This is a genomic window from Maribacter litopenaei (assembly GCF_025244665.1).
Lineage (GTDB): Bacteria > Bacteroidota > Bacteroidia > Flavobacteriales > Flavobacteriaceae > Maribacter > Maribacter litopenaei.
This window is the reverse complement of record NZ_CP104205.1, coordinates 447,258-472,002: the sequence shown is the minus strand read 5'-3', so window position 1 is coordinate 472,002 and position 24,745 is coordinate 447,258. Positions and strand designations below refer to the sequence as shown.

Annotated in this window: 29 protein-coding genes and 3 pseudogenes; 11 read left to right on the top strand and 21 right to left on the bottom strand. The window is 39.5% G+C overall.

What is annotated here, in order from left to right:
- Positions 1-35 precede the first annotated feature (35 nt).
- Complete coding sequence (locus NYZ99_RS02505; RefSeq protein WP_260573344.1) at positions 36-614, bottom strand: PhnA domain-containing protein; 579 nt, start codon at positions 612-614, stop codon at positions 36-38.
- A gap of 135 nt (positions 615-749) precedes the next feature.
- Here NYZ99_RS02505 and NYZ99_RS02500 point away from each other — a divergent pair.
- The 3 genes and pseudogenes from NYZ99_RS02500 to NYZ99_RS02490 all read left to right on the top strand — a co-directional run bounded on the left by NYZ99_RS02500 (position 750) and on the right by NYZ99_RS02490 (position 4,685).
- Positions 750-1,116 (top strand): annotated as a pseudogene (locus NYZ99_RS02500) (BlaI/MecI/CopY family transcriptional regulator).
- 1 nt (position 1,117) lies between these two features.
- Complete coding sequence (locus NYZ99_RS02495) at positions 1,118-3,340, top strand: M56 family metallopeptidase (RefSeq protein ID WP_260573340.1); 2,223 nt, start codon at positions 1,118-1,120, stop codon at positions 3,338-3,340.
- A gap of 243 nt (positions 3,341-3,583) precedes the next feature.
- Positions 3,584-4,685, top strand: a pseudogene (locus NYZ99_RS02490) (DUF4407 domain-containing protein).
- Between the two features lie 4 nt (positions 4,686-4,689).
- Here NYZ99_RS02490 and NYZ99_RS02485 read toward each other — a convergent pair.
- Positions 4,690-5,052: a VOC family protein gene (locus NYZ99_RS02485; protein ID WP_260573338.1), complete on the bottom strand. Its 363-nt coding sequence runs from the start codon at positions 5,050-5,052 to the stop codon at positions 4,690-4,692.
- Between the two features lie 309 nt (positions 5,053-5,361).
- On the opposite strand from NYZ99_RS02485, the gene NYZ99_RS02480 reads away from it, so the two are divergent.
- The 8 genes from NYZ99_RS02480 (at position 5,362) to tamL (ending at position 12,565) form a co-directional block, all read left to right on the top strand.
- The gene (locus tag NYZ99_RS02480) at positions 5,362-6,117 is read left to right on the top strand and encodes a DUF748 domain-containing protein (RefSeq protein ID WP_260573337.1); all 756 of its coding nucleotides are present in this window, start codon (positions 5,362-5,364) and stop codon (positions 6,115-6,117) included.
- A 43-nt stretch (positions 6,118-6,160) separates the two neighbouring features.
- Positions 6,161-6,769 (top strand): hypothetical protein, encoded by a 609-nt coding sequence (locus NYZ99_RS02475; protein ID WP_260573335.1) that lies wholly within the window; start codon positions 6,161-6,163, stop codon positions 6,767-6,769.
- A 97-nt stretch (positions 6,770-6,866) separates the two neighbouring features.
- Positions 6,867-7,682, top strand: coding sequence for an AsmA family protein (locus NYZ99_RS02470; RefSeq protein ID WP_260573334.1), 816 nt, complete (start codon positions 6,867-6,869; stop codon positions 7,680-7,682).
- Positions 7,606-8,217: a hypothetical protein gene (locus NYZ99_RS02465; protein ID WP_260573330.1), complete on the top strand. Its 612-nt coding sequence runs from the start codon at positions 7,606-7,608 to the stop codon at positions 8,215-8,217. The genes NYZ99_RS02470 and NYZ99_RS02465 overlap by 77 nt, the downstream gene beginning before the upstream one ends.
- 32 nt (positions 8,218-8,249) lie before the next feature.
- Positions 8,250-9,737 carry a translocation/assembly module TamB domain-containing protein gene (locus NYZ99_RS02460; protein WP_260573328.1) on the top strand — a complete coding sequence of 496 codons (1,488 nt, stop codon included), beginning with the start codon at positions 8,250-8,252 and terminating at the stop codon, positions 9,735-9,737.
- Entirely contained in the window at positions 9,718-9,978 is a 261-nt protein-coding gene (locus NYZ99_RS02455; RefSeq protein WP_260573327.1) for a translocation/assembly module TamB domain-containing protein, read from the top strand. Before NYZ99_RS02460 ends, NYZ99_RS02455 begins: the two co-directional genes overlap by 20 nt.
- Entirely contained in the window at positions 9,938-10,312 is a 375-nt protein-coding gene (locus NYZ99_RS02450; RefSeq protein WP_338039483.1) for a translocation/assembly module TamB domain-containing protein, read from the top strand. The genes NYZ99_RS02455 and NYZ99_RS02450 overlap by 41 nt, the downstream gene beginning before the upstream one ends.
- 3 nt (positions 10,313-10,315) lie before the next feature.
- Positions 10,316-12,565 carry a translocation and assembly module lipoprotein TamL gene (tamL, locus tag NYZ99_RS02445; protein WP_338039253.1) on the top strand — a complete coding sequence of 750 codons (2,250 nt, stop codon included), beginning with the start codon at positions 10,316-10,318 and terminating at the stop codon, positions 12,563-12,565.
- A 103-nt stretch (positions 12,566-12,668) separates the two neighbouring features.
- Here tamL and rfbD read toward each other — a convergent pair whose 3' ends face one another.
- The 19 genes and pseudogenes from rfbD to NYZ99_RS02355 all read right to left on the bottom strand — a co-directional run bounded on the left by rfbD (position 12,669) and on the right by NYZ99_RS02355 (position 24,742).
- Positions 12,669-13,544 carry a dTDP-4-dehydrorhamnose reductase gene (gene rfbD, locus NYZ99_RS02440; protein WP_260573326.1) on the bottom strand — a complete coding sequence of 292 codons (876 nt, stop codon included), beginning with the start codon at positions 13,542-13,544 and terminating at the stop codon, positions 12,669-12,671.
- Between the two features lie 9 nt (positions 13,545-13,553).
- On the bottom strand, positions 13,554-14,099 hold the full coding sequence (gene rfbC / locus NYZ99_RS02435; RefSeq protein WP_260573325.1) for a dTDP-4-dehydrorhamnose 3,5-epimerase: 546 nt from the start codon (positions 14,097-14,099) through the stop codon (positions 13,554-13,556).
- Between the two features lie 155 nt (positions 14,100-14,254).
- Positions 14,255-14,812, bottom strand: coding sequence for a MutS-related protein (locus NYZ99_RS21065; protein WP_338039252.1), 558 nt, complete (start codon positions 14,810-14,812; stop codon positions 14,255-14,257).
- Positions 14,806-16,026: a hypothetical protein gene (locus NYZ99_RS02430; RefSeq protein ID WP_338039251.1), complete on the bottom strand. Its 1,221-nt coding sequence runs from the start codon at positions 16,024-16,026 to the stop codon at positions 14,806-14,808. Before NYZ99_RS02430 ends, NYZ99_RS21065 begins: the two co-directional genes overlap by 7 nt.
- A gap of 39 nt (positions 16,027-16,065) precedes the next feature.
- Complete coding sequence (locus NYZ99_RS02425; protein ID WP_260573324.1) at positions 16,066-16,539, bottom strand: DinB family protein; 474 nt, start codon at positions 16,537-16,539, stop codon at positions 16,066-16,068.
- A 9-nt stretch (positions 16,540-16,548) separates the two neighbouring features.
- Entirely contained in the window at positions 16,549-16,899 is a 351-nt protein-coding gene (locus NYZ99_RS02420) for an MmcQ/YjbR family DNA-binding protein (RefSeq protein WP_260573322.1), read from the bottom strand.
- Positions 16,900-16,908: 9 nt separating this feature from the next.
- Positions 16,909-17,301, bottom strand: a complete 393-nt coding sequence (locus NYZ99_RS02415; RefSeq protein WP_260573320.1) for a Dabb family protein — start codon at positions 17,299-17,301, stop codon at positions 16,909-16,911.
- Positions 17,302-17,310: 9 nt separating this feature from the next.
- Positions 17,311-17,934: a DUF4230 domain-containing protein gene (locus tag NYZ99_RS02410; RefSeq protein ID WP_260573319.1), complete on the bottom strand. Its 624-nt coding sequence runs from the start codon at positions 17,932-17,934 to the stop codon at positions 17,311-17,313.
- Entirely contained in the window at positions 17,927-18,286 is a 360-nt protein-coding gene (locus tag NYZ99_RS02405; RefSeq protein ID WP_260573316.1) for a DUF4260 domain-containing protein, read from the bottom strand. The genes NYZ99_RS02410 and NYZ99_RS02405 overlap by 8 nt, the downstream gene beginning before the upstream one ends.
- The gene (locus NYZ99_RS02400; RefSeq protein ID WP_260573315.1) at positions 18,283-19,035 is read right to left on the bottom strand and encodes a cyclase family protein; all 753 of its coding nucleotides are present in this window, start codon (positions 19,033-19,035) and stop codon (positions 18,283-18,285) included. Before NYZ99_RS02400 ends, NYZ99_RS02405 begins: the two co-directional genes overlap by 4 nt.
- Before the next feature lie 33 nt (positions 19,036-19,068).
- Positions 19,069-20,202, bottom strand: coding sequence for a radical SAM family heme chaperone HemW (gene hemW / locus NYZ99_RS02395; RefSeq protein WP_260573312.1), 1,134 nt, complete (start codon positions 20,200-20,202; stop codon positions 19,069-19,071).
- Positions 20,203-20,219: 17 nt separating this feature from the next.
- A complete protein-coding gene (gene ruvC / locus NYZ99_RS02390) occupies positions 20,220-20,774 on the bottom strand; it encodes a crossover junction endodeoxyribonuclease RuvC (protein WP_260573311.1) in 555 nt (184 codons plus the stop codon).
- 3 nt (positions 20,775-20,777) lie between these two features.
- Positions 20,778-21,254 carry a hypothetical protein gene (locus tag NYZ99_RS02385; protein ID WP_260573310.1) on the bottom strand — a complete coding sequence of 159 codons (477 nt, stop codon included), beginning with the start codon at positions 21,252-21,254 and terminating at the stop codon, positions 20,778-20,780.
- A gap of 129 nt (positions 21,255-21,383) precedes the next feature.
- Positions 21,384-22,043, bottom strand: a complete 660-nt coding sequence (locus NYZ99_RS02380; RefSeq protein WP_260573309.1) for a tetratricopeptide repeat protein — start codon at positions 22,041-22,043, stop codon at positions 21,384-21,386.
- A 43-nt stretch (positions 22,044-22,086) separates the two neighbouring features.
- Positions 22,087-22,437, bottom strand: a complete 351-nt coding sequence (locus NYZ99_RS02375; protein WP_260573307.1) for a tetratricopeptide repeat protein — start codon at positions 22,435-22,437, stop codon at positions 22,087-22,089.
- A gap of 4 nt (positions 22,438-22,441) precedes the next feature.
- Positions 22,442-23,347, bottom strand: a complete 906-nt coding sequence (locus NYZ99_RS02370; protein ID WP_260573305.1) for a TonB family protein — start codon at positions 23,345-23,347, stop codon at positions 22,442-22,444.
- The gene (locus NYZ99_RS02365; RefSeq protein WP_260573303.1) at positions 23,298-24,047 is read right to left on the bottom strand and encodes a M56 family metallopeptidase; all 750 of its coding nucleotides are present in this window, start codon (positions 24,045-24,047) and stop codon (positions 23,298-23,300) included. The genes NYZ99_RS02370 and NYZ99_RS02365 overlap by 50 nt, the downstream gene beginning before the upstream one ends.
- Before the next feature lie 27 nt (positions 24,048-24,074).
- A complete protein-coding gene (locus NYZ99_RS02360) occupies positions 24,075-24,344 on the bottom strand; it encodes a hypothetical protein (RefSeq protein ID WP_260573302.1) in 270 nt (89 codons plus the stop codon).
- Positions 24,345-24,369: 25 nt separating this feature from the next.
- Positions 24,370-24,742, bottom strand: a pseudogene (locus tag NYZ99_RS02355) (BlaI/MecI/CopY family transcriptional regulator).
- Between the last annotated feature and the right edge of the window lie 3 nt (positions 24,743-24,745).

The window sequence follows — 24,745 nt, the reverse complement described above, 5'->3', positions numbered from 1 at the left end:
TCATGATAAATCTTTATAATCGATAAGCATATAAGCTACACTTTCTTAACATATTTAGTAATGATAACAATTTGCTGCCCGTCTACTTTGCCCTCTATATATTCGGCGTTTTCATGATCCAAGGAAATTCTACGAACTGCTGTACCCTGTTTGGCTACCATACTTGACCCTTTAACCTTTAAATCCTTTATCAGCACAACGGAATCCCCATTCTCTAAAATAGCTCCGTTGGCATCCCTATGGATTATCTTGTCCGCTTCGGCAACGCCCTCTCCCGTGGCCTTTGCCCATTCGAGGGTTTCCTGTTCTAGGTACATCATATCCAACAAATCTTTAGGCCACCCCTCGGATTTTAATCGGGAAAGCATTCGCCATGCCAATACCTTTACAGCATCGTATTCGCTCCACATACTATCATTGAGACAACGCCAATGATTGACATCAGTGGTTTCAGGATGTTCAATTTGACCCTTACAGGTACTGCAAACTAAGGCGCTACCATCAAATCCACCCGTGGAAACCGGCGGTACTTCGTAAATCGTTAAATTATCGGTACTACCGCATAACTCACACACATTACCACTTCGGTCTTGTAAATCCTCTAATAAACCCATGTCCAAAAAATGTATCGGCAAACATACCATTTTCATGTGGTAAAATAGTCGGACGGAATAAAAATTAATTTCTACACTTGTAGAATTAAAATATTTATTCTATGTTTGTAGAACAAATTCTAAACCTGTAGAAAAATGCAGTTGTCAAAATCCGAGGAAGAACTTATGAATATCGTATGGAAACTCAAAAAAGCCTTTATGAAAGATCTTACGCGATGCTTACCCTGAACCCAAACCTGCTACCACCACGGTTGCTACACTTTTAAAGCGTATGACCGATAAAGGTTTTGTGGGGTACAACAGTTATGGAAGGAGTCGTGAATATTATCCCTTGGTGAAGAAGAAGGATTATTTTTCCAAACACGTAAACGGATTGATCAAGAACTTCTTTAATGACAGTGCCAGTCAGTTTGCCTCGTTCTTTACCCAAGAAACGAACTTGAGCAAAACCGAATTGGAAGAATTGAGAAAATTGATAGACAACGAAATAAAAAAGAAATAATATGCTCGTGTTTCTAGCAAAATCGACTGCCTGTTTGGTCATTTTCCTGATTTTCTACAAACTATTGTTAGAAAAGGAGAATATGCACCATTTTAAGAGAATTTATCTGCTTTCAGCTTTGGCGTTTTCTTTTCTTATTCCAAGCATCGTTTTTACCGAATATGTTGCAGTTTCTTCCAATACTTCCACTTTGGAAACACCCAACATTTCAGAATTTGAAGCGATATCCAATAACCAAATATTGGCTACTGAACAGCAAGCGGATTGGGAAACTATTCTTTGGTGTATCTATGGTTTGGGTGTTTTGTTATTTGGCATTCGATTTATACTCCATATAGGCCAACTATGGTGGCGTATTCGTAGAAACCCACGTCTTAAAGAATATTTTACTACGCGGGTTCTCCTATTACAGCAAATACCTCCACACACATTCTTCAACTATATCTTTTTGAACAGAGAGGCCTATGAAACTCAAAACATCCCGAAAGAAGTGCTATTGCATGAAGAAACCCATGCAAAGCAATGGCATAGCCTGGACATTATTTTGGTCGAACTGGCCCAAATAATCTTTTGGTTCAACCCTCTTATATACCTGCTAAAATCAGCCATAAAGCTAAATCATGAATTTTTGGCGGATAGTGCCGTCGTCAAGAACGATACTAGCATACCTAAATACCAACATCTTTTACTTTCCTTTTTATCAAAGGGATGTGAAAACTACCATTCATCCATCAAAATAGCGAACGCTATAGTTTATTCATCAACCCGTGCCGAGCGAAGTCGAAGCATCAAAAAACGTTTTACAGTCATGAAAACAAAAACATCAAAAAAATCAATTGTATTAAGGAGTTTTCTATTGCTCCCATTAACCGTATTCCTTCTATTTGCCTTTAGCACCAGCAAAGAAGTTTACATACCTAACAACGCTTCCATAGAAATTCTAAATCATTCCGCAAGAAGCTTGAACATAGAAATTTTAGGGAATGGTAATTACCTTGTAGAAGAAATAAAGGTGGACAAGGATAATTTGGTTGAAATCGTAAATCAATTCAACTCTGATATCAATACGGAAATAAGAAACAATATTCTGAATATTCACTTAACCTCCTCAAGGGATATTTCCAATAGTGAAGTTTTGTTTATATATAAATCCCTTTTTGAATATGGATTTTACCGAATAGTCACTCCAAACCAGGAAATTATACGAGAAAAGGCAAATACCCCATTTGCTATTGAAAATGAGTATGCCGGTAGGCAGGAAATTGAAAAATACAACACCCTGGCAATGAAATATAATGCCATTCCCGTTGAAGAACGAAAAATTCCATTCACTGATTTAAAGGTTCTAGAGACCATTTACGATAAAATGAGCGACGCCCAAAAAAAGGAGGCGCAACCCTTCCCTGAATGTTTGCCGAAGAAGTCGACTTCAAACCAACAAACAACCACACATATTACCATTCTAATTAATAAAAATGGGCAATTAATGATTGGAGATGAGTTAGTAGCCTTGGAAAATCTAAAACCATTTCTTTTAAAAATAAACAAACACCTATCATATGATGAACGCAAGAATATAGTGCGTTCAATAATTAGAGTGGACACCAGAACCCCAAAAAATGTAATTCAAAAAGTGGATAAAATCCTAACGGACTATGGTTCTGCCACCATCAATATTGTAGGCCCGAAGGATAAACAATTCTCAAGAGTTCAGCAGAGTGCCACTCGTGAGGAAATGAAGGAATACAACGCATTGGCCAAAAAGTACAATGAAATGGACCGAAACCATATGGTCATTAAAAACAAGGAAATAAAACGCCTAAAGGAACTGTATGGCAAAATGTCTAAAAAACAACAGGCGGATGCGGAACCTTTCCCTAATTTTCCACCACCGCCTCCTGCCCCGCATGCACCAAAAGCACCCAAAAACGTCTCGGATACGGAGTATGCCTCCAACGAAATAGAAAGCATTATTGACACCCAGGATCCTTATGATGTGGTCAGTGGCCCTATCAATCTAAATCAAACAAGATTTCCGGAACCTCCTGCACCAACAACCTATATAAAGGCTGAAGATGCAAACACACCACCACCGCCACCCGAACCTATATCCCCAATAGAAAGTATGGAGAAATGGGTAAAGGACGGTGCTGACTTTTTTCTAAACGGAACACCCATTTCCCAGAAAAAGCATTGGAAGTCGTTAAAAACAATCACAAAATAAACATCGACCTCAGGGAATCCAGTGGAGAAAAGCCCTTAGTGAAGTTATCAGTAAATCCCATTCACCTAAAAAACTAGAATTTTTACTAATTACTGTTAAAAGCCCCTTCTAAGGGGCTTTTTATGTAACAAACTTCGGTAAAATGCGTTCTAACAGGTAAGGCTTTAATCAATGTTTGCCTTGAACGGTGACACTGAGCAGAGTCGAAGTGAAATTGGAGGGTCAATCAAAAAACAAATCAACATGCTACAAAAATTTTTTATCCTTTGCTCCGGAGCAGATTCCGAAATTTTAAAAACGTGTTCCAAAGGGGAGCAGAATAAATACGCCGGTATTGGCGCCACCGTTTTTTTTACGGCCGTTATGGCCTTTATTGCCAGCAGTTACGCACTCTTTACTGTATTCGACAGTATCTATGCAGCCATAATTTTCGGTCTTATTTGGGGGCTTTTAATTTTCAATCTCGACCGTTTTATCGTTTCTACCATAAAAAAGCGGAATAATTTTTCGCAGGAATTGCTACAGGCTACACCGAGGATCGTATTGGCTATCATCATCGCGGTTGTCATCTCTGAACCACTTGAAATGAAAATTTTCGAGAAGGAAATCAATCAGGTCCTTTTGGAACAGAAAAATGAACTGACCTTGGCCAACAAGGAACAGCTTGCCTTACAGTTTAAGCCCAAGGTGGAGCAATTGAACCAGGATATCGCTAGTTTAAAATCGGAAATAGCGGCAAAGGAAGCCGAAACAAACGCCCTCTATGATATCTATATCAACGAAGCTGAGGGAACAGCCGGTACGGGGCTTCTTGGAAAAGGATCAAGTCTACAAGGAAAAACGTGAGAAACACGATGCCTCCTTGGCAGAATTACAACAGTTAAAAACAACCAACGGTGAAAAAATTGCCGGTTTGGAAAACCAAATAGCCGATTTGAATACGGAATATTCAGAAGTGGTACAAAATACCCAACCTATTATCGATGGTTTTGACGGTCTTATGGCTCGAATCAACGCTTTAGGTGAACTACCTTGGTTTCCTTCCTTTTTCATCTTCCTTTTGTTTCCGGCCATTGAAACCTCTCCCATAATTGCCAAGTTGCTGGCTCCCAAAGGTGAGTACGACGTAAAATTGGAAGAACAGGAAAGTATCCTCTCTTCCTGGGTTGCCCAAAAGGTGGCACAGCGTCAACTCATTGTATCCACCGATGGGGATATCAACCAAAAAATCTATGAAGACTTAAAAGGAGAGGAAGAACTATACGGTTATAAAAAACAAAAAGCAGAGGAACTCTTACGTCTACAGGCAGATAAATTTCATGAGATTCAGGTAAAAAACCTATAGATGTCTAGGGCAGCTTAAATTCAGGATTGTAGATAAGGCCCAAGATATTTCCCCAAGGGTCTTTGACAGTAGCAACCATTATTTCTCCACCGACGTTGTTTGGAGCTTCATTCGTGGTCGCACCAAGTGCAAGGAGCCGGTCATATTCAGATTGGATATCTTCAACGCCCCAAAGTGCCGTTACACTTTCGGTTTTATCTGTTGTAGGGATTTCCTCGGGCAATAGACCCAATTCATATCCTTGAATATTAAAACCTACGTAAAAAGGCTCATCAAAATAAGGATTGGTAGTAAAGGCCTTAGCATACCATTCTTTGGCCAACGCCAGATCCCCAACGTGATAAATAGCTGTTCTTAACCCAAGCATACTGTTAAAATTTGATACCACTAAATTTAATCCAAAACATTGATTCTTCAGGGAAAAGAGATATTCTTAATTTCATAACAGCATCAAAGTATGAAAAGACCGACCTATATTTACATCGTATGGGTACCTTGAAGGACAGAAAGCAAAGAAAGAGGAGGATATACAACTTGGTAATTATAGTTTCCCTAATGCTAGTAATCATTACGGCGATTTTGGTGAACACTTTATAATTGGGCCATAATCCAATTGCCTATTTATCTCCTTTCTTTACGACCTATGGAAAACAAAAAATGGAACCGAAAACGAATTATGAAGGTGGTGGGGAAAACTATTCTCGCCCTTTTGGTATTGTTCGCTGTTTTGGTATTGGTCATTAGAACACCTTGGGCTCAAAATTTAATCGTTACGCAGTTAACCAACTATGTTTCATCCAAGACCCACACCAAGGTAGAGGTCGATCAAGTCTACATTACATTTTCAGGGGACATAAAAACCGAAGGCATTTATTTAGAAGATGAACATGGTGATACTTTGGTATATGCAAGGGAACTTAAATTAGACCTCCCCTTATACCCTTTACTTTTCAAAAACCAACTTTCCATTGACGATGGGGAGGCAGACGGTTTGGTAGTGAACATAAAAAGAGGTTCGGACATAGACCAATTCAATTTTTCCTTTTTAATCGATGCTTTTTCGACGCCGACCGATACCACACAGTCCTCGGAACCTATGGAAATCAGCTTGGGTGATTTTTTTCTTTCCGACTGGAAAGTCGGCTACGAGGACGACTATTTGGGGATCTATGTCCATCTTTTATTGGGAACCCTCGAAACCGATATTGATCAATTCGACTTGGAAGCGATGATTTTTGATATAGGGGATTTTGAACTTGGAAATACCCAAATAATCTATAACCAAACGCATCCCTTTCCCCAAACCAACGAACCTAGCACGAGTCCTTTACCCAAAATAAATGTAGACCAATTTCTCCTTAACAACATAACGTATGAATTTGATTCCTCTCCCGATAGTATAGCAACCTCTCGGAAAACTAAACCATTTTAACATTACGGAAGCGAATGTGAACCTTTCCGAATCAATCTACACAGTGGAGGACTTCATTCTTGAGGACACATCCATGTCACTAACCCTTATTCAGTCCTTGGATACTACCCAAACACAGAATACTCCCTTTAAGTGGCCCGAAATGGAACTTTCCGCGAACAACATTCACCTAAAGAATAATGAAGCCCATTTTTCCGGACCATACGCTCGTACAAACGAAACTACTTTCAAACCGAACAATCTCAACTTTCAGGAGATGACGTTCCTAGCGCGGGATTTCAATTATAAGCCTAAAAATTTTGAACTGATCGTGGATGAAACAGTTTTTAAGGAAGCCAGTGGTTTGATCCTTAAACAATTGGCTTTCAATGCGCAGGTATCAGACAATGGGGCCTCTCTAAATGATTTTACTATTGTTCTTAATCAGAGCATCGCCCGTGCAAATTTTGAAATGGAATATGAAAACATAGAGAAGGCGATGGTCAACACAGCCAATTCCAAACTAAATGCTACTATTTCGGATGTATCCATTGCTACCAAGGACGTTCAAAAATTCCTACCCCAACTCCAACACAACCAATATCTTGATTCCCTGTCGCAGTACAGTATCACAGGAAACTTAGAAGTATCTCGGGAATCTGAAAAAGATTGACCTATTACGGTCGGAAATACATTGGAGTCCCAATACAAATGTATACGTTCAAGGGGAGGCCAGTGCTATCACAGATGAAAAAGATTTTAGTTATAATTTGAACGATATTAACCTAAATACGATAAATACTGATGTTTCCAAGTTTCTATCAGACAAAGAATTGGGAATTGAAATTCCGGAATCCATAGCTCTTACAGGGAATGTGAAAGGCACTTTAAAATCCTTAGAAACACAATTACAACTTTCAATCCCTGAAGGATCTGTTCATTTAGATGGTAATGCAAGTTTTGATACGACTCAAAGTTTTGATGGCACCATAAAAACCGATAGTCTCCATATTGGCGAAATCTTGAAAAATCCGCGATTGGGATTGCTATCACTACATCTAAACGCCAGCGGTTCCGGAACAAACCTTTCCAACCTAAATTCTAAAATTGATGGTCAAATCCCGATAGTGGAATTTCGTGAATATGGGTATAAAGATATTCATATAAATGGGGAAATCAGCGATGGAACAGGAGGTGCGACCCTTGAAATGCAGGATCGAAATCTTAATTTCAAAACCACTGCCAATATAGATTTAAAAGCAGCAACCAATTCCGTAAACTTCAATGCCAATCTAATAGGGGCGGACCTAAGGGCATTGGGCCTTACCGGAAAGGACATTAAACTAGCCGCCAATATGGAGGGTTCCTATACGGGGCTTTCGAATAATTTCACCCTTGAAACCACCATCGACAATGGAATTGCGGTAACTGAAAACCAACAATATCAAATTACGCCGCTCAACATAAATGCCCATGTAGAGGATTCTATTACGGATGTGAAAATAAAGAGTGGATTTATCAACGGAGGATTATTTTCAAACGCCTCCCCTACCAGTAATCACTACCGCATTAAAAAAACAATTTGAAACCTACTTCAGTTCGGATTCCCTAACGACTATGGAGTTGGACAGTGTAAAAGCCACCCTGGACTTGGCCCTTGCACCTACCCCCATAATTTCAAAGGTGTTTTTTGATGGTATACAAGAGTTGGATTCCCTTACCATTGATGCCAAGTTCGATTCTTTTACAAAGGAAATATCGGGTCAGGTAATCGTTCCCGCAGTCTCCTATGCAGGGAGCAGGATAGATAGCCTCCGTGTGGATTTGGAGGGCGACTCCCAGGATTTTAAATTTATGGCAGGGGTTACTGAACTTCATTACCAACCGGTTCTATTAAAAAAGACGTATTTGGAGGGCAGTCTTAAAAACAAGAAACTGGTTTTGGATTTTAGTTCGGCCAATGATACTACTACAGTGATGCACGTTGCATCAGAACTTGTGTTCCAAAGTGATACGGTTCGGCTTCATGTGTCTCCAAAAAATCTCATCTTGAACAAAAAACCATGGGACATTCCGAGAGGACAATGCCATACGTTTAGCGAACTCTTACTCCCAATTTAAAAACGTAAAACTCTCCGAGAAACAATCAAAAATTGGAGGTATCAACACAGATTCCTGAAATGTCATCGGACCATATAGGTATCCAATTTGAAAACTTCCAGCTACAGACCTTTTTAAGCCTTTTCAATCCTGAAGAACCCTTGGCCAAGGGCATCGTGGAAGGCAACTTTGTCATTTTAAATCCGTACGGGGCATCAGGTTTGGTGTCGCAACTCAATATAGACCAATTCCGATTGCTACAAAACCCGTTAGGTACCCTCAGCTTAAATGCCTCCTCAAAATCGTTATCGGATTATGACATCGACTTAGTGTTAAAAGATGGTGGTGCCAATGTACGCCTTATGGGGGATTATGCGGCAACACAGAACGGCGCCGACTTAAACTTGGAGCTGGACATACAAAAATTGGAGACTGCTATTGTACAAGGTTTTTTTACCGATGAACTCTCGAACCCTTCAGGAAATATATCCGGGAGTTTATTGGTCAACGGCTCCCTTACAGAGCCGGAGTACTCAGGTAGGATCAAATTTAACGATGTGGGTCTTACACTATCGGCATTTAAAACCGATTTAAAAATAAATGGCCAACAATTGGATTTGAACGAGAAAGAATTTACCCTGAACGCCTTTCGCATAAATGACTCCAACCAAGGTAGCATACTACTGGATGGAGCTATTACCACGGACAACCTCTTAAATCCAGGTTTTGAACTTACCGTAAAGGCCAAAAACTTTACGGCCTTGAATTCGGAAAAAGGAGATAACGAATTGGTATATGGGACTGCCGTAATCGATACCGACCTAGAAATTACAGGAGATTTGGAACTACCAATTATTGATGGCTCCCTGAACATAGGAAATTCTACAGACCTTACCTATTTGGTACCTCAAACACAATACGAAATTCAAGAAAGGGAAGGGGTAGTCTTATTTGTAAACCGGGAAAACCCTGATGCTATACTCACTAGAACTTCAGGAGAAACAGCAAATTCCGTATTTGCCGGAATGGATATCAATACCACCTTGGAGATTTCAGACGATGCGGTTTTCACCATTGTGCTGGATGAAAAAACCCAAGATAAATTACAAGCCTCCGGCAATGCCAGTTTAATCCTAAATATTGACCCCAATCAAGATATTCGATTATCAGGAAGGTTGGAACTCAATTCAGGTTTTTACAGGACCAGTTTGTACAATTTGGTTAGCAGGGAGTTTACCATCAATAAGGGGAGTAGTGTCACCTGGTCCGGCGACCCATACAATGCAAAATTGGATGTTACCGCCATCTATGAGCTGGAAACGTCGGCTGCACCCCTAATGTCATCCATTAGTTTTGGTCAGGATACTGGAATTTCGGGGCAATATCAAAGATCATCCACTTTTCTAGTATATCTGATGGTCGGTGGGGAAATAACCACTCCAGAGCTCTCCTTTGCCCTCGATATGCCGAGAAAATGCACAGGGTTCCTATGGGGGAGCGGTCTACGGGCGCATACAACAATTGAACGAACAAGAATCTGAATTGAACAAACAGGTGTTCTCACTCTTGGCCCTGAATCGATTCTATCCTACCTCCGGTAGTGATGGAAGTAATGGGGGCGCCATTGCCTTGGCAAGAAACAATGTCAATAAGGTATTGTCCAGCGAACTGAATACGATTTCGAACAAAATATTGGGAAACAGTGGTTTTGAACTCGATTTTGACTTAGACAGTTTTCAGGATTATCAAGGAAACGGCTACCGAGAACAGAACCCAACTTAATGTCAATGCAAGTAAAAAATTATTCAATGACCGCCTAATCGTTACGGCAGGAAGCGCCTTGGATGTGGAAGGCAGTGCCGCCAATTCCGACACTTCCACCCCGGTGATCGGCAATGTAATGCTTGAATATCTTTTATCCGAAAAGGGAACCTATCGTTTAAAAGGATTTAGAAGACAAGAATATCAAAATATCATTGATGGGCAATTGATCGTGACCGGACTCGCATTTATCTTCGATAGGGAGTTTAATAAATTTAGTCAACTTTTTAGTCCGGTCAAGGTAAAAACAGAAGATGATATAAAGGAAAATGACAACCAAAAACAGGAGAACTAGACTTTGAAAACGTTGCACCTAAAAAACACATTTCTTACCCTTTTGGCAGTAAATCTATTCCTTGCATGCAGCGTAGAGAGATTCATACCTGAAGGAGAAAAACTATATACGGGTGCCAACTTAAAAGTGGATACCATTGGAGAAATTAGGGACCTTAAAAATATCGAGAGGGAATTAACAACTTTAATAACCCCGAACCCCAATACCCAGTTTTTAGGTATGAAACCGGCGCTTTTTTTTCATTATAAGGCGCAAAGGGAGCGTCCAGGTTTTATATATAAATTCCTAAACAATTCTTTCGGGGAAGAACCAGTATACTTCTCTGAAATAAATCCGGAACAAGTTGAGGAGCTCTTATTAAACCGTTTGGACAATAACGGTTTCTTTTACAGTAGATCAAACTCCGAAGCCATTATAGGGGATAAAAAAGCTTCGGTCAACTATAGTATTTCCATTCAAGAACCCTACACGCTCGGAAACTATCAATTGGATACGGATTCGCTTCCAATTTATAAAGAGTTGGAAAAGCTTATTGTAGAAACCCCCTTAAAAAAGGACAATCGATTCGACCTTGACCTGTTAAAAGCTGAACGGGAACGACTGGATAATAGCTTAAAACAAAGAGGGTATTATAACAGTCAGGCCAACCTTTTGATTTTTGAGGCGGATACCAACCAGTATAAAAACAAAAAGTTCGATCTTTTTCTAAGACTTAAGAGAGACGTACCCAAAAAGGCCGCTATCCCTTACTCTATTGATTCCATCACCGTGTATCCTAATTATTCCGTGGAAGGGGATACCATACCAAAATCTAGGCAAAAACCAGTTACGGTAAACGGAACGGATTTTATACAGAACGAATATTACTTTAGGCCGAAATTATTGGAGACGTATCTCCTTTTTAAGGAAGGGGACCTTTATGATGCCAACACCTCCAAGATAACAAGTGACCGACTTTCCTCATTGGGAAGTTACAAGTATGTCAACATTCAATATACAGAGTTGGATACTACCATGACCGACGGTGATGGAGGTTCCTTGGCAGCAGATATATTTCTTGCCCCTTTGACCAAAAGATCTCTAAGGGCAGAAGTACAGGCCGTTACAAAATCCAACGGATTTACGGGACCGGGCATACAACTCATCTATAGCAATAGAAACTTGTTCCACGGCGGGGAAACCTTGAGCCTATCCACAAACTTCTCCTATGAATCACAACTTTCATCAGGGAATAATTCAAGCTTAAGCAGCATTGCCTGGGGATTGAAAGGCGACTTGATCTTTCCTAGGTCTATTCCATTCTCTCCCAAAAACTTTAGGTATTCCGTTCCAAAAACGAAAATCTCTGCTGGTATTGATTACTTAAGACGTAGTCAATTGTTCACGTTAAGCTCTATTAATGGATCCTTTGGATATACTTGGAAAGAGAACAGGTATGTATATCATCAATTGGATCCCATTAGCCTAAATTATGCAAGGCTATCAAACGTTACAGACGATTTTCAACAAATATTGGATGACAACCCTTTCTTGCGACGCAGTTTTGACCAACGGTTCATAGCAGGTTTGCTGTATGGATTCACCTATGACGAAGTGTCTGATTTGGAAAAGGACTACCCCATTTTCTTTTCAACCAACTTGGATATAGCTGGTAATCTATTCAGTTTGGTAGATGGAGGTTCCGGGACTATAGTTGGTTCAGAGTATGCCCAATATGCCAAATTGGATGCCGATTTTAGGTTTTATCTACGAATGGGGAATGACCAAACCTTGGTTTCCCGTGTATATGCAGGATGGGGAGTACCCTTTGGCAATAGCGAAACCTTACCCTTTGTGAAACAGTTTTTTTCAGGCGGACCCTATAGTGTAAGGGCCTTTGACATCCGTTCCCTGGGGCCCGGTAACTTTAATGCCTCACAAGAAGATGCCACTACCGATTATTTCGACCGGTCCGGAAATTTGAAATTGGAAGCAAACCTGGAATATCGGTTTCCTATAGTCTCCTATCTAAAGGGAGCATTCTTTGTGGATGCGGGTAACGTTTGGTTGACTGGTAATTATGAAAATCTTGAAGCAGACCAACAACTAAGCAACGCATCCAACTCATTATTTACCGATGGAAAATTCGAATCGGATTGGCTACGTGAAGTGGCCGCCGGATTTGGATTTGGCGCTCGGGTCGATATTCAAAATTTTGTAATTCGGCTAGATTTGGCATCCCCGTTCCGAGTACCCTACCGCCCGAGAAAATGACCGATGGAACATCCCCTTCTTTGGGGACAAAGGGAATAAAATGACCTTGAATTTTGCCATTGGATATCCATTTTAAATCCAATTTCCATGATATAATGGCAATCTACTTAACACTCCCCATATTCTTGGAAACCTCTTCAAGACTCTTTCTCCAATGGGGTATTTGCGTTTTCAACACCTTTTTAATTTTACTTTTGTCCAACAGACTATAAGATGGTCGTTCCGCCGGAGTAGGATATTCTTTTGACCGGATTGGCTTTAAATCGACCTGGATACCATTGATATCAAAAATAGCCTGGGCAAAGTCATACCAGCTCGCCACCCCCTCATTGCTAAAGTGATAAATACCATAGTTGTCTATTTCCTCAACAATAATTTTCAAGATTGCTGTTACAAGGTCATGTGCCGAAGTAGGCGTACCAATTTGGTCGAATACTACTGACAATTGGTCCCTTTCCCTACCGTACTTTAACATGGACTTGAAAAAATTATGTCCATACTCCGAATAAAGCCAAGAAGTCCTGATAATAAAATAACGGTCCATATTTCGTACTACTTCTTGTTCTCCCTTATATTTGGAAAGACCATAAATACCCAAGGGGCTTGGCCTATCCGTTTCTAAATAGGGAGAGCTCTTACGGCCATCAAACACGAAATCCGTTGAAATATGGATTAAAATAGTATTATAGCTATGACAGGCTTTGGCTAAGTTTTTAACTCCATGCTCATTGATAAAAAGTGCCTTCTCTTCGTCTTCCTCTGCTTTATCCACTTGCGTATAACCTGCACAATTTATACAATAATCAAAGTCAGCTTTATTTAGGTATTCCATCACTGATTCCAAGTTGCTTATGTCCAAATCTTTAGAATCGGTAAAAACAAAATCAATAGTTTCTGTTGTTGATTGAATCGCCTTTTTTAAAGTACTTCCCAATTGTCCTGACCCACCGGTAACCAATACTCTTTTAGATTGTTTCATAGCTATCCATTAATCTAACAAATCGTCGAATTTGGGTAAGATACGATCCTTCTCAGAAAGAATGAGTTCTTTATCCGGTATTTCCCAATCAATATTCAACGTTGGGTCATTGTACGCAATTCCGGATTCCGCACCCGGATTATAATGATTGTCACACTTATAAAAGAATGTTGCAGAGTTGCTCAAAGTAACATATCCATGGGCGCATCCTCCGGGAATAAAAAGTTGTTTGTGGTTTTCCGAAGATAAAATGGTTTTAAAGAAATTCCCATAAGTTGGAGAATCTCTTCTTATATCTACGACTACGTCCAATACTTCGCCCTGAATCACCCGAACCAATTTTGCCTGAGCACTCTCTCCTTTCTGAAAATGAAGGCCCCGCAAAACACCATGCGTTGAAAAAGCCTGATTATCCTGAACAAAGGCCACCTTCAGTCCGGTTAGCTGTTCAAACCTTTTTTTATTAAAGCTTTCAAAAAAAAATCCCCTTTGATCCTTAAAAATCTCAGGTTTCATCTCATAACATCCCTCGATGTTCGTTTTATTAATCTGCATTATTTAGTCCAAATATAGAAACGACCTCTTGGATCGGTTTATTCACAATTAAAGCATCCATGCAAGATAAATACTTTTAAGCAACATCATTAATGTATCCTCTTTAATAAAATCACGAATTCTCACTTATTGCAGTATATATGAAAATTGAGCTATTATTGAATTATTTCCATTTTTCGTAGTAAGAACGAGGCGTTCATATTTTGGCAAATCCCCTCCTTAAAAGTATAGTCAAAATGAAGCTCATCATCTACTATCTCTGCGTCAAAGTAGTAGTTTTTGACCTGGGGCAATTCGTTTGCCACTTCACAGAGACTTAAATCGTGCGTGGCAATGATTCCCGTAGAGCTTGATGCCACCAAGCGTTCCACAAATTTACGCGACCCCCTAGCCTTATCCGTACTGTTGGTTCCCTTGAGAATCTCATCCAAAACAATAAAGTAGTTATCCTTTTGGATTTCGTCCACAATGAATTTTAGTCTTTTCAATTCTGAGAAAAAATAGGACTCATCATCGGTCAGCGAATCCGAGGTGCGCATACTGGTTATCAATTTAATAGGGCTGTACTCCATGACTTTGGCGCATACGGGCAAACCGATATTGGCCATCACTATCTGTAAGGAAACCGTTCTAAGAAAGGTACTTTTCCCTGCCATATTGGCCCCAGTGATAATGAAAAAATCCTCTTTCTTTATCTCATAATCGTTCAGCACACTCTTTTGAGGGTCAATAAGGGGTGTCCGGCCTGTTTAGATCTGATGCACACTTCATTTTCATTCAGGACTGGAAAGGTATAATCGGGATGATTGAAAACGAAATTCCCCAAACTATTATAGGAATCGAAGAATGCGATACAATTGAACCATTTCTCGACGAATTCACCATGAAGACTTATCCACTTCTCTATTTTAAAGGCTGTATGTAACCCTCTAAGAAATAACCCATTGCCAAAAATTAAATACAACAAATTGTTATTTTGGTCCAAATCTGCCAACAACTTGGAAAACTCCTTTAAAACTACCGAGGTTTTTCTTCCCTGACTAATAATCTCCAATTGTTTGTCCTTCAGTAGTTCCGACTTAAAGTTCCGAGTTTCTATTCCCTCTAATAATTGATCATATTGTTCAAAAAGGGATTGGATTTTACCCGTACCGGAGACCAGCTTGGTCAATTTTTTAGTGTACGTGCCCGTTATGATTAGACCCAAAAGCAACCAATAGAACAAAACTGTTGCAGCAAGGTAATCCAGCAGAAAGAAGGTAAAAGTCAATATGCTTAATCCAGTAAATAGAAATGGAAGAACCCTCATAAACCTGGGGATGAAAGGGGTATAGTTCTTGATCCATTGAAGCACTTTTTTGGAAGTAATTTCCGTCTTTGCCAAGGAGGCCGTGGCGGAAAAATCTTGTCGCCATTTAGGTATCCTGGAAAGTTCCTTTAAGGCAGCCTGCTTATCTCCAATATTTTGAGTTTCATTACCTTTTAAAAAGGAGGCCAGCATCTGACTCCCTTCCCATAGACTGGTCCTGTTCAAATACTGATAAAAAGACCCTAAACCAAATAGGTCGATATCCTGACTATAAAAATGGGTATCATCCTTAAATGCAGATCCGTCAGGAAGGTCTTTAAAGTCTCTTTTTAAAACCTGGATTTCCGTTTCGTTTATAGATATTAGCTTTTTAAGCTTGTCCCTTTTGTACTGTAAATCGGTATGTCTTGAAACCAGGAAAAGAAAAATGGCAAAAACAACGACCACCAGGCCTAAGACTATTCTAGTATTTTCGTAAAAAACGTAAACACCACAAGCCGCAAGTAAAAAAACAGTCAATCTGATCATACTGGAAGTAAGCAACTGTGATTTCACTTTTGTAAGTTGCTCTTGGTATAATACTATTTCTTCTTGATAAAAAGATAGAGGTTCCTCCATGCTGCCGTAAACATCTTGTAATTCAACAAAAGTAGGGTTTCAATTCGTATGCATGGAAACCAACATTGAAATTTGGCCTAAATGGTAAATATCGTGTTGTGAAATACTGGTCAAAATAGATCCGAATGTGTACTTCTTACCTGGTACTCTTTTCTCTAAAAGCTGCTCGTCTTCCAATGCCAGTTTTTCTAAAAGTTCAGATTGTGTCCGTCGTAACTCTTCCAACAGTACTTCCCATTCCTCTCTATTTTTTATAAATAACGGTGTCCAATCCTCTATGCTGTCAATGATAAGGTCATAGGCTTCATCCCCCTCCAATTTCTTTAAAACGAAAATGCGCCAATTGATAATATGTTTTACCAAGACCGCAATGGATTTAGCACCGTACTTTTGTTCGTTGACCAAATTCCAAGGTATCTCTTTAAGCTTATTCATGATAGAAACACCGTACCAAGGCTTTCCATCAAAACAGGTTTTAATATTTTGGATGATATGTTCGAATTCGGTAGTCACTTTCTAGAGTTAATCATATGCTGAACGTAACTTCTTGGGAAACTTGGCAACAATCAAATCATAGGAGTGGTCAATAAGTTCCAAAACCAGTTTGGGCGGCAAGCTTTCTATAAAAAGGGTATTCCAATGGATTTTGCTCATATGGTAGCCCGGAATGATCAAACCGTCATATCGTTCCCTTAATGCCTCACCACGTTCAGGTTCGCATTTTAGGTTTACTTGAGAGGGTACCCTTTCCAAGCCGCATAAAGCGAACATTTTACCCATCACCTTAAACACGAGGGTTTTCTCATCAAACGGAAATTCTTCCGTTACGCCTTTTTTGCAAAGACAGTATTCACGAAAGACCTCAATGTTCATGGCAAAGGTTTATATACCGGTAGAATCGTAAACAATGACCTTTTCCCAAAGATGTTCTGATTCTTCTATGAAAAGTTTATGTGGAGCCTCATCCTGATAAGCCTGTTGCGCTTCGGCAGATTCAAATGACACCATTAAGGAAAAGGTAAACGAACCATCCACTACGTCCCTGCTCGCCTTTGGTGGGGTACCAATAAACTTGGTCTTTGCATAACCGGAGTTGTCCAAAAATTTGGATAGGGACTTTACAAAAGCATCTTTGTCCGCTTGACTATCCGGGTTTTTCAACCAAAAAAATACGGTATGGTTAAAATGAGGATCGAATTCTTTCATGTTTTCATTTATTTGGCCAAAGGCAATTGTTGTAAATACCAAAAATACTAAAGTAATAGCTGTTTTCATTCCCTTGAGTTATGTGTCCAATAATTTTTTATCCTTCTCTGAAATATGAAGCGCGGTATAATCCAATTTCCATCCAATGGTCTCCACTATCTTTTCAATTAACAAAACGGATTGAAGGGCCTCTTTTTTAGCGGTATCCATAAGTCCGCTTTCAGGAATTTTTTCTCGAATGTGTTTTTTTGCTTCGATGTTTAGACTTGTCAGATCATCCGGAGTAAACGTATTAAATAGTCCATTTTTAATATCATAAAATTCCAGGTCAGGTTCAATGGAAAGTACCTCCGGCTCCGGAAAATTGGATAATATGATTTTCTTTTTGCCGTTGTCAGCATGCATCAATATTTTACTTAGGTCATAACCTATCCGGGCTTTTGCCTTAATAACAATGAGGGCCTTCTTCTTACTTATCAATAAACTCATGAATCGCTCTCTTGTATTCTCGTACTTGTATACCTCGGCAAAATCTCCTTCCACTGATATGAGCTTACATACACTTCGTATCTTCTCCATCAATACGGTGGATTGATGGGTGGTTATCTCCTTGCTTTGCTTCTTTCTAAACAATGAGAACAACCAATACATGCTTATCCCACCCAATATAAGGCCTAAAAAGACATCGAGTATATTATCCATTCTTTTTTCCTATTTCCCCTAAATGGGTATACTTAAATCCCTTATCATACTTTAAACCATATCCAAAAATACGATCCATTGAACTATGTGTAAATAGTATGACCCCTATCATTTCAATAACCGGAAAAGATAGGTACATCCCAAAGAAATACAATAATATGGCAACTCCCTTATGATGAAAAATATTATACCCAATAGCTCCTGCCTTCTCATTTATTAAATACCCAAGCATACCAAGATCCGGAGTCAAGATCAATACAAAAAAGAGCCACCAGGGATAGCCCAAAAGTCCATACATAAAAATGCCGAGGACGAACATGGCAAATTCTTCCAACTTTAATAGGTTCTTCATACTTCTGTAGTTTTAAATAAAACCGGTCTGCTAGGGCTAGCATCGTTTATGAATGGCGCCATCTGTAGGTTCAACAGATACGTACCATCTTCCAAATCATTGGGCACAAAAATAAACTCAGTAATGGTTGCCTCCTTCCGTATTTCTCCTTTCAGATTCCAAAATTTCTTATGGCAGACTAACGCTCCACCATCCTTTTCCTTATCCACAGAAGGAAGATCCACCAATAAATGATCTATGCCTTTTGACACCAAAAAAGCCATGGCATCCTCCATAAAGTAAGGGGGGTTACTATTTGAATACTGTTTTGACAATTTTTCCTTGGTATTGGGCAAGGTCCTTACCACCAAAGCATCTAGATTCGTTCCTTTTATGGTATTGCTTAACTGATGCTTAGAAATCACAAAGTCATCCCCAAGCTTACCCGGTGCAATAGTAATAACCTCTGCCAAAAAGAAGTATTTTTTCAACTTTTCATTCACAGAGTATACTTCTCGAGTAATATGTCCATAACATTCCGTATGAGTGCCATGCGCATGTGGATTGAACCAAATATCATTAAAATTGGTACTTGCACCTGACTTTACACTTCCCGTAAAACCATGTTCCGTGTGTGGCTCAATTCTCGGATGGTCCACATACCAGGCATTCACATTGGAAATATCCCCGGTCATGGGGATGGATATATCCAACGGCTTGGATAAATCTACTTGATACGTCCTTTTTTTATGGATTATGGTTGTCTTCACTCAATAAGATCAATAACTATTGAAAACCTTTTATCAGGACAAGTTAATCATAAACAAATCAGCAGCAATTCCATCCGCTAAAAACTTACCTTTTTTGGTCGTAGAGAGCACATCCCCTTCCAACCATAATAGACCTTGTTCCCTATATTTTTGAGATTGCCACAGGAGGTAATCACTATATTTCACTCCATACTCCTTTTGAATTCGTCTCAAATTTACCCCCCAAATCGTCCGTAGCCCGGTCATGACATACTCATTGTATTGATCCTTTGTGGACAGGATTTCCGTTTCCATAGGAAGCTCCCCATTTTCAAGGGCCTTAATGTATTTCGGATTGTTACTGATATTCCATCCCCTACGGTGACCATCAAAGGAATGTGCCGATGGTCCAATCCCCAAATATTTCTTTTGCTGCCAATAGGCCGAATTATTTTGGGAAAAATAACCAGGTTTACCAAAATTGGAGATTTCATAGCAAACGAAACCTTCATCAAGAAGTTTGTCATATAATAGGTTGAAATGTGCCTGAGCCATTTCATCTTTTGCAGGTATGACCAAACCTTTCTCCACAAAATTGGCCAATGCGGTCTTTGGTTCAATCGTAAGTGCATAGCTGGAGATATGGGAAACCCCAAAAGAGAGAGCTGTATCTATGTTTTCTTCCCAACGCTGCAAGGTCATGTCAGGCATACCGTAAATAAGGTCGATAGAAATATTATCAAAATAACGGACAGCGTTCTTTAAGGATTCCGATGCTTGTTTGGATGAATGTGCCCTGTTCATCAGTTTTAAATCGGTATCAAAAAAGGACTGTATTCCTATGCTTAATCGGTTTACAGGACTTTTGGACAATGATTCGATTTTTGTGAGTGATAAATCATCCGGATTTGCTTCCAAAGTAATTTCGGGATTATCGATAACCCTATAGTTTTCATATACGGTTTCAACTATACCATTGATTTCCTGCAATTCCAAAACGGAGGGAGTGCCCCCACCAAAATAGATAGTTTCCACTTCTTCATCCTTAAATTCCGTTTTCCTAAATTGCAACTCCTTCTTTAAAGCGGCTATCATGGCTTCCTTTTTCCCCATGGAAGTTGAAAAGTGGAAATCGCAATAATGGCATGCCTGTTTGCAAAAGGGAATATGGATGTATATGCCGGACATATGCTAGGTTTCTAAGGTCAATTCTTAACCCTTCCTTCATTTTGTTTCACAAAGGCCTCCCAGCCCGAATAGGATTTGCCCACTTCAACCCGACCTTCATTATAGAAATGACATACGGCAGCCGCCAACCCGTCTGTACTGTCCAAATTTTTGGGCAAGGTTTTTAGGGAGAGTACACTTTGGAGCATTTTTGCGACCTGTTCCTTACTGGCATTGCCATTGCCCGTGATGGCCATTTTTATTTTTTTGGGGAGATATTCAGTTATGGGAATTTGTCCGGAAAGACCTGCCGCCATGGCCACGCCTTGTGCCCTGCCCAATTTAAGCATGGACTGGACATTTTTTCCGAAAAAAGGTGCTTCAATGGCAATCTCATCAGGGTGATAGGTATCGATTAACTCAATGATCCTTTCAAAAATGAGCTTGAGCTTGGTGTAAGGGTCATCATACTTTTTTAGCTGCAATTCGTTCATTTGGATAAACTGCATTTTTTTGCCAACCACTTTAATCAGGCCAAAGCCCATTATGGTGGTCCCAGGATCTATTCCTAAAATGATTTTTTCTGTAGCCACACCCTATTTGGTATTTAATTGTACCGGTATTTTAAATTTTGTTTTTACCGGAATGCCCCTTTTAAGAGCGGGAGCGATAGGAGGAATATTTTTTAGACTTTGTGTGATGATACCATCAAACTCGGGCATTTGCTTTAGTATGGCCGCATCTTTAATAATATCCTCAACACTAATTTTTCCCTTCGCATCAATGACAAAGATAACATCTACAATGGCGCTATGGTCAGAATCTATGGTAAATTCGAATTCTCGTAGGGTGTTTTCAAAATGAGTGGTCAATTGTTGGGCGAAGCATTGCTTTTGGGCCTCCTTGGTCGCGGTTTCATCACACTCCAAAAACAGGGGGTAGGAATCCACGGAGTTCCAATCCATTTCCCTAAGTTCCGTATTGATCAAATCCTGGGTTCTTTTTTCCTTGGAGTCAAGGAAATTGCAAGAAACCGGACCTAGAAAAAACAAAAAGACCCAAACGCGTTGCATGACACCTAATCTACGGTGGAAATTACAATTTTTTGAGCAGTTTAGTTTTGGGAAAAGTGTATTTCTGTCTTGAGTTCAGAAATACGTTTGGATACGATTTCATAGAAATAAGGATGCTTATCCCTATATTCACCTAGGAAGTTTTGGTAACAATCCGAGACTTTCCTTGGCATTTTTATTCAATCCTTCCTTCATTGCACATATTTGATAAAAAAAACTAGGTTCATCAAGGGCTTCTTGATGCGCCAATGTGTAAAATCTCATTGCACCCCCTAAATCATTCTGTTCACGGGCAATACTCGCTAGCGTCTCATACTCCTTCGCTAAATTTGGTTTTTTAACCTCAATGGCTCTCTTGATAAATATTTGGGCACTGTCCAAAACCCTATCCTTCAAATACACATGCCCCAATTCATAATAAAGTTCGGGGTTGTCAACCTCCATACCAATTGCCATTTTATAAATCATTTTGGCCTTTTCAAACTCCCAGGTCTTATAATATGCATAACCAAGTTTTTGATAGATAAAGGGTTTATGTTCTCCCAACTCAATAAGCTTTTCAAAATAGGGAATGGCATCCCTAAAATTATCATTGTTAAAATAAGCTAGCCCCTTGAAATTAAGTAATGAAACGTCTTCGGGATAAAAGCTAAGCCCCATATTCGTATAATAAAGTACAGAATCCTTTGCGCGCTTTACCAAATAAAATTTGGACAACTGGAATAGACTTCTTAGATGGGTACTATCCACAGCGATGGCTTTCTTGTACGAAGGAATTGCCAAATCCAAATCCTCTTTTTCGCGGATAGTTTCCCCAAAATAAAAGTGATATTCAGGATTCTCTCGGAAATTCGGCCGTTAGAATACCTAACAATTCTTTTGCTCGGAAATATTTCTTCGTCTTTAGATACAGTTTGGCCAGCTCGAATTTGGCAATTCCAAGAGTAGAATTTTCCGAGACCAATGCTTTATATTGAGCGATGGCCTTTTCAAAATTCCCAATGGCATTATACGCCCTTGCAATCTGTAAAGATGCCTTCTCCAAACCTAGTTTGGAATATTCGTTAATCGCATTTATATAGTTGCCATTTACAAATAGGCTGTCTGCAAATTGTATTTTTATGGATTGAGCATCAGCCTGGTAAAATACAAGAGCCAAAATGAAAATGAACTTTCTCTTCATTTTTTTATCCGAAAACCAGTACCCTTTTTGGCGGTAGTCCTTCATACTGAAATTCTAAAATTTGCCCTTCCAATACGGGAATACTAAACTGACCTTCAAAATCTGAAATAGCCGCTTCATTACTTCCAACGACCAAAATATCCACACCAGGGATTCCCATAGATTCACGATCCATTACTTGGCCCTTAAAAACACTTGCTCCTCTTTCAACTGCCAAAGCCCCCGCTACCTGTAAATAGTCTTTTACCTTTTTCTCATTGGATGTCTGACCATCCTCAACCTGTAACTTAAAATTTACAGGTATTGAATAAGCTACTGCTACTTGCTCTCCATCATTTTTACCTGGCTCCATTTTGGGCAAACGTTCCAAGATGCGTTGTACCTCATCCTCTAATAATTTATCAGGCCCCCTTAATTTTAGGTTTTGGACCATACCCTTATCCGAAATGGTGAACATGGCACTAACCCTACCCTGAATACCATTTTTTTGAGCCTCTTCAGGATATCTAAAATTCTTGCTGATGTGTTCCATTATTTTTTCATTGAAACAGGCTCGTGTGTCAGATACATCTTCACAGCCCGGGAAAATGGGCACCTCATCTACCTGACCAAAGGGAACATAATCCGAATCAAGCCCTTTTTGCGACATTGATTTAGCCGATGTACCATCTAACTTAAAGACTATGGGAATGGAGTAAGGTATGTTCACTGCGATACTATCCTTTAAACCTGGTTTCATTTGCGGGAGTCGGGAAATGATACGCTCCACTTCATCTTCCAAAAGAGGATGTGGGCCTCGCTTTTTTATGTCTACAATATTTCCTTCGGCATTGATAGTAAACATAACATTGACCCTACCTTCAAGACCCTGTTTTATAGCTTCCTCTCGGATAGCTAAAGTTTTTGCCAATGTGCATCTGTATTTTTTCGTTAAAACAAGCACGTTGGTCATCTACGTTCTCGCACCCTGGAAAGATAGGCACCACATCAATTTCATTGAAGGGAACCTTCATGGATTTTAAGGAAGTGCTATTTGTATCTTCCTTGGAATTAGATTCGCTTTCACAAGAGGAATAAACCAGCATGCCTAAGACTATTGGAACAAGTAGCAAATATTTTAACTGCCAGATTTTTTTAGATTTTGATTTTTGTAACATGACTATTCGTTTTTTGATTAATGATGATTTATAAAATGGATTGATAAAAGAAATATTTTGAACTTCGAATGATTGAGATAATAGCATCTCACAATGCGACTGTCGGTCTTGTTTTGGAACTTGGGCGTCGGCAATGTATTCGTGCAGTTCCGTCAACCGGTTTTGATACATATAAACCAAGGGGTTAAACCAACTCAGAATGCGCATACCCTCAAAAAACAAGAGGTCTAAGGTGTGGCGCTGCCTAATATGAACCAACTCATGTTTTACAATGGATTCTATTTCCTTTGAATTGATACTCTCGCCTAAGAAAATGGATGTAAAGAATGAAAAGGCTATATGACTTTTTGGAATAAGAATCCGGGTATGGTCCGGAAAATAGCGCATGCTGCCAATAGTCCTTAATCGATATAATCGCCATAATTTTATTGCAAAAACGATGGTGGCAAGCATACACCCAAGTGCAAAAATTGCTTCGGACTATGAAATTGAAAACCAATCTTGTGAAGCTTCTACTATAGTAACGGGCGATTCCTGAACGCTCCATAAATATTCAGAATAGCCTTTAAAGATAGGGGACTCGCTTCTTAGGGCCTCGATTTTTACCCAAGGCAAAGCCATGGAGCCAATGAAGGTGGTCAATAAATAAACTCGGTTCCATTGAAAGAACGTCTCCTTCTTTAGGAAGAAGTCATAGATAACCAAAAAGGTCAATTGAAAGGCGATAATTTCTAAGATATATTGAATCATCTCTATTGTATTAAATGGACTAATTTTATTTGGTGGAACCCTCTTCCTTCTTCATCTCCTTAAGGATGGCTTCCAGTTCCTTAAGATTCATATCATTCTTCTTTACAAAGAAAGAGACCATACTTTTAAAGGAACCCTGAAAATACCCGTCTACTAATTTGTTGATACTTTGATTGCTGTAATCTGACCTTTTTACGATTGGAAAGTACAGGTAACCCTTTCCTTCCTTCTCATGATCCACGAAGCCCTTGCTTTCCAAAATCCGTATGATGGTGGAGATGGTATTGTAGGCCGGCTTGGGTTCACGGCAACTCGGCTATGACACCGGCTACATTTGACTTCTCTAATTGCCATAATACTTGCATTACCTCCTCTTCGGCCTTTGTTAACTGCTTCATTTT